The sequence below is a fragment of the Rothia sp. L_38 genome (assembly GCF_050689125.1).
Taxonomy (GTDB): Bacteria; Actinomycetota; Actinomycetes; order Actinomycetales; family Micrococcaceae; genus Rothia.
Map to the genome: position 1 here is coordinate 98,389 of NZ_JBOEQD010000005.1, position 13,501 is coordinate 111,889.

Here is a 13,501-nt window from a genome sequence, read left to right on the forward strand (position 1 = left end):
TCGAGAGGCTATCCACAGGTCTCCTACACCGGAAGCTGGGGCTGATGAAGACTCTAGGACTGTTCCCCTGCAACTATCGGAATGGGCCCGGTACGGTCGCTGTACTGCGGAAGACGAATCGTGAAGGTAGCACCGCCACCTTCGGTTTCTTCAACCCGCACAGTTCCATCGTGCTGGCCCACAATCGCAGCGACGATTGCTAGCCCCAGGCCGGTGCCGCCTGTCTCCCGGGTGCGTGAAGTATCAGCCCGGTAGAAGCGCTCGAAGACGCGCTCGGCGTCCTCACCGTGAATACCCGGGCCATGGTCGCGAACCTGGAGCACAGACGTCCAGGTTCCATCGATGCCGGGTACTGCCCCCACCGCAATCTCAATCGGGGAACCTGCCGGTGTATAGCGCAGGGCATTGGTCATAAGATTCGCGATAACCTGGCGCAATCTTTGCTCGTCGCCCCAGACCAGGGATGTGAGGGCTTCGGCGCCCTCAAGCCCCACCACCTCAATGGTTCGGTCGGGGGCTGAAGCGAAGGCGTCATTGGCTGCGTCCGTAGCCAGCTTCAGCAGATCTACCCGGGCGTTCTCGGCAACCCGGCGCTCGTCGAGACGAGCCAGAGTCAAGAGGTCTTCTACCAGCTGGCCCATGCGCTTAGACTCTGACTCAATGCGATTCATGGCCATAGCCACTGCCTCGTCATTGGGCAGGCCACCCATACGATAGAGCTCCGAATACCCCCGAATGGAGACCAGAGGGGTACGCAGCTCATGGGAGGCGTCGCCCACGAAACGCCGCATCTTTACCTCGGAGCGTTTTTGGGCGTCAAAGGCCTCTTCAATATGCGAGAGCATGGTGTTCAAAGAGGTAGTCAGGTGCCCAATCTCGTTATAGGGGCTGTAGTTCTCAATGCGCTGGGAGAGGTCGCCTGCTGCAATCTGGGCGGCTGTCTGTTCCACGCGGGCAAGGGGCTCAAAGGCCCTGGTGACAATTACCCAGGTCAGCGCGATAGAGGCAAGAAGGGTGGCAACACCAAAGAGCATAGTTAAGCTGCCCACGATAGCTACCGTCTGATTGATTTGGGTCAGGGGGGCGGCGATGACCAGGGTCTGATTGGTGTCCTCAACCGGGAAAGCAATCAGGCGCCATTCAGTATGGCCGCTGGCTGAACGCACTGTCAGGGCAGCCTTGTTGTAGCGTTTGACGTTATCGGCGGTGAGACCCGAAATGACGGGGGAGGAAGATTCATCAGCCAGAGTTGCTACCGGGCGTACGATATTCCCGTCGCTATCTAGCAAATATGCTTCGTAGGGAATAAAAGTTCCCTGGGTTTGTGATAGCTGTTGATCAGCGTAAACCGCAGTCACCAGGTAGCTGTAACTCGCGGTAATCTCATCGTCGAGTTGGTCCATCATCTTGGCTCGGATCGCTGAAATAGCAACCAGAGACATCACAGAGATAGCCAGGGCTAGCAGCATAGATGTTAAAAGCACGAGCTGGGTTCGCAAGGACAGCGAACCCAGCTGGTGCACAGAGAGACGAGAGCGCAAACTCGTAACCCCTTAGTTTTTGTTGGCGGTACGAAGCAGGTAGCCGACACCGCGCTTGGTATGAATCAGCGGAGGTAGGTTCTGGTCGTTATCGATCTTGCGGCGCAGGTAGGAGATGTAGGACTCCACGATAGAGGCATCGCCGTTGAAGTCGTATTCCCATACGTGATCCAGAATCTGGGCTTTAGACAGCACACGGTTGGGGTTGAGCATCAGGTAGCGCAGGAGCTTGAACTCAGTGGGTGACAGATCAATTTCGCGGTCGCCGCGGAAGACCTCGTGGGCGCCGTCGTCCAACACCAGGTCATCTACGCGCAGGCGGGAATCTTCTTCGATATGGGGCTGGGTACGGCGCAGGACGGCACGGATACGGGCCACAACCTCGTCCAGGCTGAAGGGTTTGGTGACGTAGTCATCGCCGCCGACGGTCAGGCCGGTGACCTTGTCTTCGGTGTCGTCCTTAGCGGTGAGGAAGAGGACGGGGAAGAGACGGCCGGAGCTACGCAGCTTACGGGTGACGGTGAAGCCGTCCATATCGGGCAACATGACATCGAGTACAGCCAGGTCGGGTGACTCGGTTTCAGCCTTCTCAAGGGCTTCACGGCCGTTGGCTGCGGTGACAACCTCAAAGCCCGCAAAACGCAGGGAGGTTGCGAGGAGCTCTAGAATGTTGGGTTCGTCGTCGACGACCAGCAGTTTTGCTTCAGGTTCTTTGGTATTCACGCTTTTAATTGTGCGCTTACTACCTGTGCACTAGCTGTGTGCAGCTGTATGTTCTGCTGAGTTTGCCTTAGCCCTGCTGGGAAAATACGGTAAGTACGCCGTGAGCAAAAGGGCAGAGCCCAGTCTCTAGCTAGCTCGGCGACGAAGCAGAGTGAGAAACAGAGCTCCTAACAAGGCCAAAAAAGCTAGCGGTAGAGTCAGCAGCGGTGTAATGCTCAAGATCTCGGGAGCAGCTCCGGTAGCCCACTTCAGCAACAGCATAGTGACACCGGAGAGGGTACCCACCAGCATCAGGACGCCGGCGGCAAGACCCAGAGCCCGAATAGTACCGCCGTAGGGTAGCTCAGGAATTTCAGTGTGTTCAGAAGACATATTTCTAAGCTATCAAGGCCCGCTATAGCTGCCTAAAGAAGCACGGGTATTACGCCGCGAGGAAGAGCAGCGGCCACAGCCTCCACCGGCCTGCTTTAATAGGAGTATGACTGAAGAGGTAAAAGATGAGCTAACAGCCCCCGGCGCTTTGAGCGCAGAAAGCTATGAGCAGGCCGGCCCCGAAGCCGCTGAGCAGGTACCGGCGTCCGCCCCTGAACCAACCCTGGGCGAGCCCACTCGCCGTCGTCGTACCAGCAAGGTCGACGCCGTCCTTGCCGCAGCTAAAGACGTAGCCCTCGCAGGCCTAGCCGACATCGCCCCGGAAAACGCTATCGGCCCCGTCCACCACCTGCGCGGTGAAGAAGAACGCCTCACCACCCACCTTTTTGAATGTACCCTTCCCGGCTACCGCGGCTGGTTCTGGTTTGCCACCCTCTCGCGTGCTCCCCGGTCAAAGGTCGCAACCGTCTGCGAAATTGGCCTCCTGCCCGGCGATGACGCCCTGCTTGCCCCGGCTTGGGTACCCTGGGCCGACCGCCTGCTCCCCGAAGACCAGGAAGAGCAAGACTACGACCACGACGGCGCAGACTACGGCGACGCCCCCGCAGAGAGCGAGGACAGCACTGAAGCTGCCGAAGAGAACTCCGCTGAAGATACCCAGGACGGTGCCAGCGCTGAATGACCTCCACCCAGAGACGAGAACCCCAGCCCATGAACGGGAGGAATAAAACCTTCCGCTCACTGTGGATTTTTAACTACCGTCTCTGGTTCATTGGTGCCCTTGTCTCTAACATCGGCACCTGGATGCAGCGCACCGCCCAGGACTGGCTGGTCTTCAACGACCTCTCAAGCCACGACTCTACCCAGATGGGTATCGTCATCGCTCTGCAGTTCGCCCCGCCCCTCTTCCTAGCCCCCTATGCCGGGGCGCTTGCCGATAGGGGCGATCGGCGAAAAATTCTCCTATGGACTCAGAGCATCATGGGCCTGCTGGCCCTCGGGCTGGGGCTTTTAGTGCTATCGGGCCATGTTGCTATCTGGCATGTCTACCTCTTCGCGCTAGCCCTGGGCGTCATCTCAGCCCTGGACTCCCCGGTGCGGTCAACCTTCGTCTCAGAACTTGTCTCAGACGCAGACCTGCCTAATGCCGTAGCGCTCAACTCCATGTCCTTCAACGTCGCCCGCATGATCGGGCCGGCGGTTGCAGGCCTGCTGGTGGTGGTCATAGGCACAGGGCCGGTTTTCCTGCTCAACACGGTGACCTTCATCGCCATGATTCTGGCAATCCTCGCTATCCGTGACAGCGAGCTGCGGCAGTTGCCTCGGTCGTCCGCCGCTCACAACCGGGTCCGGGACGGCCTGGCATACCTCAAACACCGCCCCGACATTATCGTGGTGATGGTTGCAGCCTTCCTCATTGGTACCTTCGGCCTGAATACCGCTCTCAACATTGCTGCTATGACTACCACCGAATTTGGTCAGGGCGCGGGTGAATTCGGGCTGCTGAACTCCGTTGTTGCCATCGGCTCGGTGACAGGCACCCTGCTAGCTGCTCGGCGGGATACCCCACGCATGCGGTTCATGTTTGCCTCCTGCCTGGGATTTGGCGTGGCAACCCTACTGGCGGCGCTCGCCCCCAACCTCTGGCTGTTTGCCCTGGCCCTGATTCCGCTCGGGCTCATGGCGCTGACCATCATCACCTCAGCAAACGCCTACGTGCAGGTAACAACCGAGCCTGCCATGCGAGGGCGGGTTATGAGCGTGTATATGGCAGTATTCATCGGCGGAACCCCTATCGGCTCACCCCTGGTTGGGCTGGTCAACGACGTCTTCGGCGCTCGCTGGGGCCTGGGTGTTGCCTCTGCCTCCGGTTTTCTGGCGGCCCTGATCGGGCTGATCTGGATTATGAAATATAAGCACCTGCACCTGCACTACGACAGGCAGGCCCGCACCCGCCTGGTGCTGCGTCCGCGCCCTGAAACCGCTGAGAGCCCTGACCGGGAGCCGCCCCCGGTCACAGCAGCAATCGACCTGCAAGAACCCCGCTAAAGATTAAGAAAAGAAGGACGCCGCCCCCGCCTTCCTGCCCGGTGGCAGGTTGGCGGGGGAGCGGCGTCCTTATCTTTGCCTAGCTACAACTACTTGAGCTTTTCGACCACGTAGTCGATGCAGGTAAGCAGAGCCGAGACGTCCTCGGGGCCAATAGCGGTGAAGGTGGCAATACGCAGCTGGTTGCGGCCCAGCTTGCGGTAGGGCTCGGTATCGACGATGCCGTTAGCACGCAGGGCTTTGGCAATAGCAGCTGCATCGATGCTCTCATCGAAATCAACGGTAGCGATGACGTTGGAGCGCTCAGCAGGGTTAGCCACAAAGGGGGTGGCATACTCGCTAGCCTCAGCCCAGGCATAGACACGACCCGCAGAATCAGCGGTACGGGCTGCTGCAAAAGCCAGGCCGCCCTGCTCGTTCATCCACTTAATCTGCTCATTGAGCATAATCATGGTGGCCAGAGTCGGGGTGTTATAGGTCTGGTTGAGACGGGAGTTGCTAATAGCAGTAACCAGGTTCAGGGAATCGGGAATCCAGCGGTCAGAAGCGGCGATACGCTCAGCGCGCTCAACCGCTGCCGGTGACCAGAGCCCCAGCCACAGGCCGCCGTCGGAGGCAAAGTTCTTCTGGGGTGAGAAGTAGTAGACGTCGGACTCGGCCACGTTAACATCCAGGCCGCCAGCAGCACTGGTAGCGTCAATCAGCACCAGGGCATCATCGGCGATACCGGCAGGGCGGGTCACCGGGGCAAAAACACCGGTTGAGGTTTCGTTGTGGGGCCAGGCGTAAACGTCTACGCCCTCTTCAGCACGGGCCTCGGGCCGGGTACCGGCTTCAGAAGAAATAACGGTGGAATCAGCCAGGAAAGGGGCCGCCTTGGTGGCTGAAGCAAACTTAGAGCCAAACTCACCGAAGGTCAGGTGCTGAGCCTTGTTCTCAACCAGGCCGAAGGTTGCGGCATCCCAGAACGCGGTGGCGCCACCGTTGCCCAGAATCACCTCGTAGCCATCGGGGGCAGAGTAGAAAGCGCGCAGGCCCTCGCGAATCTCACCGACCAGGTTCTTGACTGGAGCCTGGCGGTGGGAGGTACCCAGCAGGGTAGTGGCGGCAGCTGATACGGCGGCAACCTGCTCGGGGCGGACCTTAGAGGGGCCAGCGCCGAAACGGCCATCGGCAGGTAGCATCTCGGTGGGAATCACGGGAAAAGTGGTCACTGAATATCTCCTAGACATGAGCAGCACATGTGCCGGGGCGGCTTTGCGTTGATGTGAGGGAGGAAGGTGCCGCGGGCGTCCTGCTGTTTCCATTGTGCAACCTGCGCGGGCCCCGCGGCCCTCAAGTACCCCGTACCGGCCCAAAATGTGGGGAATAAATTTATATAGTGAGATGGCTTCGGCGTAGGGCTGGGGCGGATGGCGCCGCAAACCGAAGGGGCGCGGTGCGGGCGCAACAATTTCAGCTCTTGAAGAGAGTAAACGCCTACTCAAGCTGGTAGCGCATACAATTAAGGGCAAAACCACTGCACCTAACAACCCGCGCACCGTGCGGGCTGGCCCAAGGAGATCCGAGAAGGCATGACTGACCTCATTGATACCACCGAAATGTATCTGCGCACCGTGCTGGAGCTTGAGGAAGAGGGCATCACTCCCATGCGCGCCCGTATTGCAGAGCGCCTTGAGCACTCCGGCCCCACCGTTTCTCAGACCGTCGCCCGCATGGAGCGCCACGGTCTGCTCACCGTTGCCAGCGACCGTTCCCTTCAGCTCACCGAAGAGGGGCGCCAGAAGGCAGTGGAGGTGATGCGCAAGCATCGCCTGGCTGAGCGCCTGCTCGCCGACGTCATTGGTCTTGACCTGGAATATATACACGAAGAGGCCTGCCGCTGGGAACACGTCATGAGTGAACGCGTGGAGCGCCGTCTTCTAGAGCTGCTCAACGAGCCCAAGTTCTCCCCCTACGGCAACGCGATTCCCGGTCTGGAAGAGCTGGGTGCCGAGAGCGAGGAGAACGACGGACGCACCGTCACCATGTCGATTGCGGGCCGCGACTCATCTGAAGATGACCGCTTTACCGTGTCTCGCCTACCCGAGTTTATTCAGACCGACGTGCAGCTGCTGAAGCGCCTGGGTGATGCGGGCATCGTCTATGGTGCAACGGTGTCGATTCTGGGTAATAAGGACGGCTCCGTGCTGGTTCACGCGGACGGCGAGGACGAATCACTCACTCTCAGCGCCGAAGTAGCAGAAGCGATTATCGTTAAAAGATAACAATTTGGTAACAAAATTAGAGCTCTACTAGCCAGTGGGGCTCTTTTTTGTTATCAAATCGTGATGTTTTTGTGGGTGAAGGGTGCCTGCTAGATCTGCCGTAGAGGGCTTGATGGGTGAATTTAAGGCTCTGCAGAGGTCGACTTTGCCCCAACAACCCTTAAGTGGTGGGGTTCTCAGTTAAATTAATGCTGGCAAAACCCTGATAGTGGGAAGTTGTGCTGGGGTTTTTGAGACGCGACAGAACCCCTTTATATCCCCTTGTCAAAACCAACTCTATGTGCCACATAAGCCCCAGCTGGACGCGTCCTGAAAGCCAAAAAATCAATCACCCTGCTTTGCATTCCGGGGGTCTTGCAACAAAATCGTGACCAAAGCGTGACAAACCAGCCCAGGCTGTGTAATGTTCTATTTCGTGCTCATCACTGGTCGGATCAGCACCCTACGAACAGCACCGCCTAGTTCTGCCACTGTTCACAGGAAAACAAACAAAATAACATTACGGCAGAAGCGGGGGACCCACCTTTCGGGCTCTCCACCGAGAACCCTAGGGGTTAAGTCGCAGACTCTGCGGCCGAGCGAACTTCATGCTCGAACCCGACAGCTCACCTCGTTCGGCAATGGAGGAAAACAAAATGGCTAAGTCAACCATCGTACGTACCGCAGGTATCGTTGCAGCATCAGGCGCCATGCTCGCCGCAACTGTTGCACCCGCAAACGCATTCGCAGTAGCTGAAGTATCAGCACCCGCTCACTCAGCACCTTCACTGGCTTCACACTCTTACAACTACAACACCTGGGGCTACGAAGCTACCTCAACCACCACCGTTGAGACCACCTCAACCGTCGCTCCCCAGGCAACCGCAACCGCTGCAGCTTCCAGCAACGTTGACCTGTCAACCGCTCGCGAAACCGTTCTGGCAGCTGCCTACGACGGCATCGGCGGCTCCTACGTTTGGGGCGGCAAGTCCTACAAGGCTTGGGACTGCTCAGGCTTCGTCTCCTACGTTTACGCACAGGCTGGCATCAACCTGACCGCCTACACCTACACCATGGCAACCGAGCTGACCCCCACCTCAAACCCCCAGCCCGGTGACATCGTCTTCACCAACGGCTACGCACACGTCGGCATCTACGTTGGTAACGGCCAGATGATCTCAGCTCTCAACCCCTCACAGGGCACCCAGCTGACCGCAGTTGACGGCGGCGGCTTCATGCCCGTTGACGGTTACTACACCGCTGGCATCTAAGACTTCTCACACGGTACGGGGCAGCCAAAACTGCCCCAGCCGGTGACGTTCATTCAGTAGCTGGTCAACTTCCTGCTGAAGAACGAAAATAAGAATTCCTACCACACATCACACGGTAAGGATCCCCCGCAAACACTACGTTTGCGCATGCGCACCAGACGACCAGCTGGGGCGCATTTTTTATACCCACTTTTCGACTCCGGCAGAAGGCACAGCTAGGATTGGAACTATGTCGCAGAAGTTAAACAGCCCCCAATTCGAAAGCCCAGCCGGTTCATCCGACCAAGAATTCACCTACATGGCCATCGGAATGGTAGCCGGAGCCGTACCCGGCATCGTCCTCGGCCTCATCATCGCCATCTTCGTCGGGCATGCAGCCATGTGGGTCTCCATCACCGGCGGCATCGGCATCGTCCTCGGGCTTGTCATCTCTCGGCTAGCCTACCGAAAAAAGAAAACCCGCAACTAACGCCCCCAGGCGGGCACAAAAAGAGAGGGTATGCCAGCGCTTCGCGCAGTATGGCATACCCTCTCTTTTTGTGCCCCCGAGACGATTCGAACGTCCGACACCCGCTTTAGGAGAGCGGTGCTCTATCCCCTGAGCTACGAGGGCGCAACTCCACCAGTTTACACGAAAACCTGTACGCCACCCGAAAAGTGCAAGTACCTGTGGATAAGTCGACGGCATATGCACTTTTCCTGCGGCGTTAAGACGCGCTAACCGGCCCCTGCGTCCACAGGGCTAGCGTCAACGCCCCTGATTCAGTCACCCTGTACACCATGAGCCAGCACCTATATAACTCAGTACTTCTTACCGGTGACCTACGACTACAGGGACTGACCAGTCGCAAAATTAGTGACGCAGTGCGGTCCAAAGAGCTTGTCCGTCTCAGACAGGGTGCCTATATCAAAACCCAGACTCTCGCCCAGGCAACCCCTACCGAGCGTGCCCTGATACACCACATAGCGGTGAGCAAAACCCGCTCACACGCCGTCCTTACACGCACGTCCGCTGCTCTTGCCTGGGGAGCGCCCCTCCTTGAACTCCCCTCTCATATCTACCTCGCGAGTTCCTGGCGCGATCGCGGCAAACAGCAGGGCATTCGCCGCTGCGTCACTCCTGCTGAAGCAATAAATAGGGCGCAAGAGTACCAGGGCCTTATGGTTCTCTCACCTATAGACACTGTCCTGAGCTGTATCGGTCACCAGCGGGCGCTTACCACGGTGACGGTTGCACACTATTTTCTCCACCAGAACCTTTGCAACCAGTACCTGTTGCACGATGCGCTACTAGCCGTCTCCGACCGTGGTGCGAAGCAAGCTCGTACCCTGGCACGGAGCCTGACGACCGAGCTCGAATCACCGCTAGAATCTCAGGCGTATTTTCTGATGGTGCTTGAAAATCTTGAGCTACCCGCTGTGCAGCGGTGGGTGGTTACGAGCAGTGGCCGCCGCTATCGTCCTGATTTTATGTGGCGGCGCCTCAGGCTTATCCTCGAGGTCGACGGCCGTATCAAGTACACCGGGGCTTATCGGTCTTTTGACGAACAGCGGCAACAAGATCTCTTCCGGCAGCGCGAGTTAGAGAACGAGGGCTGGAAGGTCTTGCGAATCACCTATGAAGACCTCGCCCACCGCCCGCAGCACGTGGTTCGTCTGTTGCTACGGCACGGGGTGCGGCGACTAGATGCCGCTTAAAAAGTGCAAGTGCCTGTCACTTTTGCACAGGCACTTGCACTTTTCGGGGGCGGACGCGGGCTGGCGGGACGCTAGCCCAACTTCACTGCCCGGGCAGCTCGCCGCGGGCGAAGGCGTCCATCTTGCTTCTGACCAGGCGCAGTGCCAGGTAGCCCAGCTGCGCCAGGCAGAGCACGAACAGGGCCCAGCGAGCGGTCATGAGAAGAGAAGCAAGCCCGGTAGTGCCGCCCAGCGGGTCGGCGAGGGCAGAGTCAACGGCGAAACCACCGGCGATAAAGACCAGAGCGTAGGCCACCGGCAGAGTCAGCATGAGCCTGCCGACCAAGAGCTCAAACTTCGAAGCCCGCACCATATTCCACCAGGTGAAAGCAAAAATGAGGGGCAGAATCAGGCCCGTTGAGCGGTGGAGCACCTGGTAGGCCTGCAAGCCCTCTACACCCAGGCCCGCCGTTACAGTCTGTAGGTGCTGGGCATCGAAGCGCAGCATGAGTTCCGGGGCAGTCGCACCGGCAGCCGCCGATACCCCCGGCAGCAACATGAGGTAGTAGTAGAGCAAGAACAGGACGGTCACGACAAAGGCAACACCCAAGAAAATATAGGAGCCCCCGCCCTTCTCCGGTTGGGCGGCGAGTTCTGCCCGGCTGTAGTCGGTGACCACGCGCGGCCCTGCACCTTGGCTGCGAGGGGGCGCGGACGTCCGCCCCGCCTTGGCTGCTGACGGTGCGGGGGAGTGCGCTTGCGTGTTCTCGCCGTAGAGGCGTTTCTTCTGACCTTTTGAAAGACCCATGCTGTCTATCTTATCTGTCAGCTCAATCGGGTGTAGGCAGGTGCCCGCTCGCCTAAAATGGGGAGTTGACGGTTGATTTCTGGAAGGTTCTCTTATGTTTGATGACGACGATTTTATGCCCGCCCCTGCCCCCAAACGGTCAGCAGAACCTGAGGGCGATCCCTTCTTTGACGAACCTCCCTTCGATCCTTTCTACGACGCGGCCCCTCCGGCTGATGATTTTGTGCCCCCTGCCTACCAGGTGGGCGGGTTTATGCCTGATGTTGAGGACGCCCGCCCCGCTCCCAGCGTCAACCCCGAGACGCTGGTGGCAGGGCTGAATGAGCACCAGGCTGAAGCGGTGAAGCATGCCGGTAGCCCCCTGCTGATTGTGGCGGGTGCCGGGTCGGGTAAGACCCGCGTCCTGACTCACCGTATCGCCTACCTACTGGCAACAGGGCGCGCCCACCAGGGGCAGATTCTGGCGATTACCTTCACCAATAAAGCTGCCGCCGAGATGAGAGAGCGCATCACCGCCCTGGTGGGGCCGCGGGCGCAGAGCATGTGGATTTCAACCTTCCACTCCTTCTGCGTGCGCGTACTGCGCCGCGAGGCGAAAGCCCTGGGCCTCAAATCAACCTTCTCCATCTACGATTCGGCTGATTCCCAGCGCCTGCTGACGCTCATCATCAAGCAGATGAATCTCGATACCAAGAAGTTCACCGCTAAGGTTGTAGGTAACCGTATCTCTAACCTCAAGAACGAACTGGTCAGCGCCAAACAGTTCGCAGCTGAAACCAGCCCCACCGACCCCTGGGAAGGCGTGATTTCGAAGGTCTACACGGCCTACACCGAGCGCCTGCGGGCCGCTAACTCCCTGGACTTCGACGACCTCATCTTCGAAACCGTCAACCTTCTGAAGAACCACCCCCAGGTAGCCGAGTACTACCGCCGTCGCTTCCGCCATATTCTGGTGGACGAATACCAGGACACCAACCACGCCCAGTACCAGTTGGTGCGACAGCTGGTGGGGGGCGCGGCGTCCTTGCGCCCTGAGACCGGCTCCGTCGATAATGGCCCCTACCCCGACGCCTACCCGCCCGCTGAGCTGACGGTGGTGGGTGACTCTGACCAGTCCATCTATGCCTTCCGCGGGGCTGATATTCGCAATATCACCGACTTTGAGCAAGACTACCCGGCGGCCCGCACGATTCTGCTGGAGCAGAACTACCGCTCTACCCAGAACATCCTCTCGGCAGCCAACGCCGTGATTGAGCGCAACAAGGGCCGCCGCCCCAAGAAGCTCTGGACGGCCAGCGGCGACGGCGCCAAAATCACCGGCTACGTGGCAGAGTCCGAGCACGCTGAGGCCCGCTACATTGCCCAGGAAATTGACCGCCTGCGTGATGAGCACGGTACCGCCCCCGGCGATGTGGCTATCTTCTACCGCACCAATGCCCAGTCCCGCACCCTTGAAGAGATGCTCATGCGCGTGGGGCTGCCCTACCGCGTGGTCGGTGGTACCCGCTTCTACGAGCGCAAGGAAATCAAGGACGCCCTGGCCTACCTGCGCGTGCTGGTGAACCCCGATGACGACATCAACGTGCGCCGCGTGCTTAACGAGCCTAAGCGGGGTATCGGAGCTAAGTCCGAGAGCGTGGTGGCCGACCACGCCCGCGCTACCGGTATCTCCTTCATGGCTGCCCTGCGCCAGGGCAGCGAGGTGCCCGGTCTGGGAGCTGCCGCCGTGAAGAAGATGGCCGCTTTTGCCCAGATGATCGACGATCTCGCCCAGCTAGCTGCCACGGAGTCGGCAGCCACCTGCCTCGAAGCCGTACTGGAGCAGACCGGCTACCTGGCGGCCCTACGCGAGTCCAAGGATATTCAGGACGAATCCCGCGTGGAAAACCTCTCAGAGCTGGTGGACGCCGTGCGCGAGTTCGAAATCGACAACGCAGGTGCCACCCTGGAGGACTTCCTCGAACACGTTGCCCTGGTCGCTGACGCCGACCAGATCCCCAACAAGCCCAAGGCCGAGCAGGAGGGCGGACCGTCCGCCGCCCAGATTGCCGCAGAGGTGGCCGAAGCCCGCTCCCAGGGCGTCATTACCCTCATGACACTGCACACCGCTAAGGGCCTAGAATTCCCCGTGGTCTTCTTGACCGGTATGGAACACGGCCTCTTCCCCCACCAGCGAGCCCTCACCGACGACTCAGAAATGAGCGAGGAACGCCGCCTGGCCTACGTGGGTCTGACCCGCGCTATGGAACGGCTCTACCTCACTCGCGCTGAGAACCGCTCCATGTGGGGCCAGAGCCAATTCAACCCGCCCTCCCCCTTCCTCGAAGAGATCCCCGAGGAGCTCATTGACTGGAAGCGTACCGGCTCATCCTTCGGCGGCTATTCCGGCAGCGGTTATGGGGGAGCCTACGCGGGCGGACGCGGCGGCTGGGCTGGCAACCGCGGCGGCGGCTCAGCTAGCGGGTACGGGTCCTCTTACGGGTCTTCCACCTACTCCAGCCGCTTCGACGAACCAGCTGAGCGGCGGCGTCCTTCCGAACCAACTACCAGCGAAGTCAACGGCTCAGCTACCTACGGGCTCAAAGCAGCAGCCCGCCAGGTTTCCCGCGTGCAGCAGAACAAGGAAATCCCGGCGCTCGCGGTTGGTGACCGGGTTGAGCACACCAGTTTTGGTGAGGGCCGGGTGACAGCAGTTGAGGGTAGCGGTGATAAAACCGTGGCTAAGGTACGCTTCGCGAAAGAAGAGAAAAGGCTTCTGCTGCGCTACGCCCCGCTCACAAAGAAGACCGACTAAAATAAAAGTAGCCCGGCACC

At 59.4% G+C, this 13,501-nt stretch carries 12 protein-coding genes, 1 tRNA gene and 1 riboswitch; of the genes, 7 read left to right on the forward strand and 6 right to left on the reverse strand.

Features of this window, described 5'->3' with window-relative positions:
* Positions 1–53: 53 nt before the first annotated feature.
* The 3 genes from ACRCJM_RS05215 to ACRCJM_RS05225 form a co-directional block, all read right to left on the reverse strand.
* Positions 54–1,469 carry an ATP-binding protein gene (locus tag ACRCJM_RS05215; protein WP_431464143.1) on the reverse strand — a complete coding sequence of 472 codons (1,416 nt, stop codon included), beginning with the start codon at positions 1,467–1,469 and terminating at the stop codon, positions 54–56.
* 84 nt (positions 1,470–1,553) lie between these two features.
* Positions 1,554–2,264, reverse strand: coding sequence for a response regulator transcription factor (locus ACRCJM_RS05220; protein ID WP_431464071.1), 711 nt, complete (start codon positions 2,262–2,264; stop codon positions 1,554–1,556).
* 126 nt (positions 2,265–2,390) lie between these two features.
* Positions 2,391–2,636, reverse strand: a complete 246-nt coding sequence (locus ACRCJM_RS05225) for a hypothetical protein (RefSeq protein WP_431464072.1) — start codon at positions 2,634–2,636, stop codon at positions 2,391–2,393.
* Positions 2,637–2,742: 106 nt separating this feature from the next.
* Here ACRCJM_RS05225 and ACRCJM_RS05230 point away from each other — a divergent pair, with 106 nt between their 5' ends.
* Together ACRCJM_RS05230 and ACRCJM_RS05235 are read left to right on the forward strand one after the other, a co-directional pair.
* A complete protein-coding gene (locus ACRCJM_RS05230) occupies positions 2,743–3,318 on the forward strand; it encodes a DUF3027 domain-containing protein (RefSeq protein WP_431464073.1) in 576 nt (191 codons plus the stop codon).
* Positions 3,315–4,685 carry an MFS transporter gene (locus ACRCJM_RS05235; protein WP_431464074.1) on the forward strand — a complete coding sequence of 457 codons (1,371 nt, stop codon included), beginning with the start codon at positions 3,315–3,317 and terminating at the stop codon, positions 4,683–4,685. The genes ACRCJM_RS05230 and ACRCJM_RS05235 overlap by 4 nt, the downstream gene beginning before the upstream one ends.
* Before the next feature lie 89 nt (positions 4,686–4,774).
* Here the strand turns inward: ACRCJM_RS05235 and serC are convergent, their stop codons facing one another.
* Entirely contained in the window at positions 4,775–5,917 is a 1,143-nt protein-coding gene (gene serC / locus ACRCJM_RS05240; protein ID WP_431464075.1) for a phosphoserine transaminase, read from the reverse strand.
* Between the two features lie 342 nt (positions 5,918–6,259).
* On the opposite strand from serC, the gene ACRCJM_RS05245 reads away from it, so the two are divergent.
* The 3 genes from ACRCJM_RS05245 to ACRCJM_RS05255 all read left to right on the forward strand — a co-directional run bounded on the left by ACRCJM_RS05245 (position 6,260) and on the right by ACRCJM_RS05255 (position 8,671).
* Positions 6,260–6,952, forward strand: a complete 693-nt coding sequence (locus ACRCJM_RS05245) for a metal-dependent transcriptional regulator (protein WP_237185124.1) — start codon at positions 6,260–6,262, stop codon at positions 6,950–6,952.
* A 486-nt stretch (positions 6,953–7,438) separates the two neighbouring features.
* Positions 7,439–7,583, forward strand: a riboswitch (cyclic di-AMP (ydaO/yuaA leader).
* A gap of 4 nt (positions 7,584–7,587) precedes the next feature.
* The gene (locus ACRCJM_RS05250) at positions 7,588–8,202 is read left to right on the forward strand and encodes a C40 family peptidase (protein WP_431464076.1); all 615 of its coding nucleotides are present in this window, start codon (positions 7,588–7,590) and stop codon (positions 8,200–8,202) included.
* 229 nt (positions 8,203–8,431) lie between these two features.
* The gene (locus ACRCJM_RS05255) at positions 8,432–8,671 is read left to right on the forward strand and encodes a hypothetical protein (RefSeq protein ID WP_431464077.1); all 240 of its coding nucleotides are present in this window, start codon (positions 8,432–8,434) and stop codon (positions 8,669–8,671) included.
* 71 nt (positions 8,672–8,742) lie between these two features.
* Here the strand turns inward: ACRCJM_RS05255 and ACRCJM_RS05260 are convergent.
* Positions 8,743–8,815 (reverse strand) — tRNA-Arg (locus ACRCJM_RS05260).
* A 251-nt stretch (positions 8,816–9,066) separates the two neighbouring features.
* Here ACRCJM_RS05260 and ACRCJM_RS05265 point away from each other — a divergent pair.
* Positions 9,067–9,900, forward strand: a complete 834-nt coding sequence (locus ACRCJM_RS05265) for an endonuclease domain-containing protein (protein ID WP_431464078.1) — start codon at positions 9,067–9,069, stop codon at positions 9,898–9,900.
* Between the two features lie 82 nt (positions 9,901–9,982).
* Here the strand turns inward: ACRCJM_RS05265 and ACRCJM_RS05270 are convergent, their stop codons facing one another.
* Positions 9,983–10,687: a hypothetical protein gene (locus ACRCJM_RS05270; protein WP_431464079.1), complete on the reverse strand. Its 705-nt coding sequence runs from the start codon at positions 10,685–10,687 to the stop codon at positions 9,983–9,985.
* A gap of 94 nt (positions 10,688–10,781) precedes the next feature.
* Here ACRCJM_RS05270 and pcrA point away from each other — a divergent pair, with 94 nt between their 5' ends.
* Entirely contained in the window at positions 10,782–13,481 is a 2,700-nt protein-coding gene (gene pcrA / locus ACRCJM_RS05275; RefSeq protein ID WP_431464080.1) for a DNA helicase PcrA, read from the forward strand.
* Positions 13,482–13,501: the final 20 nt, after the last annotated feature.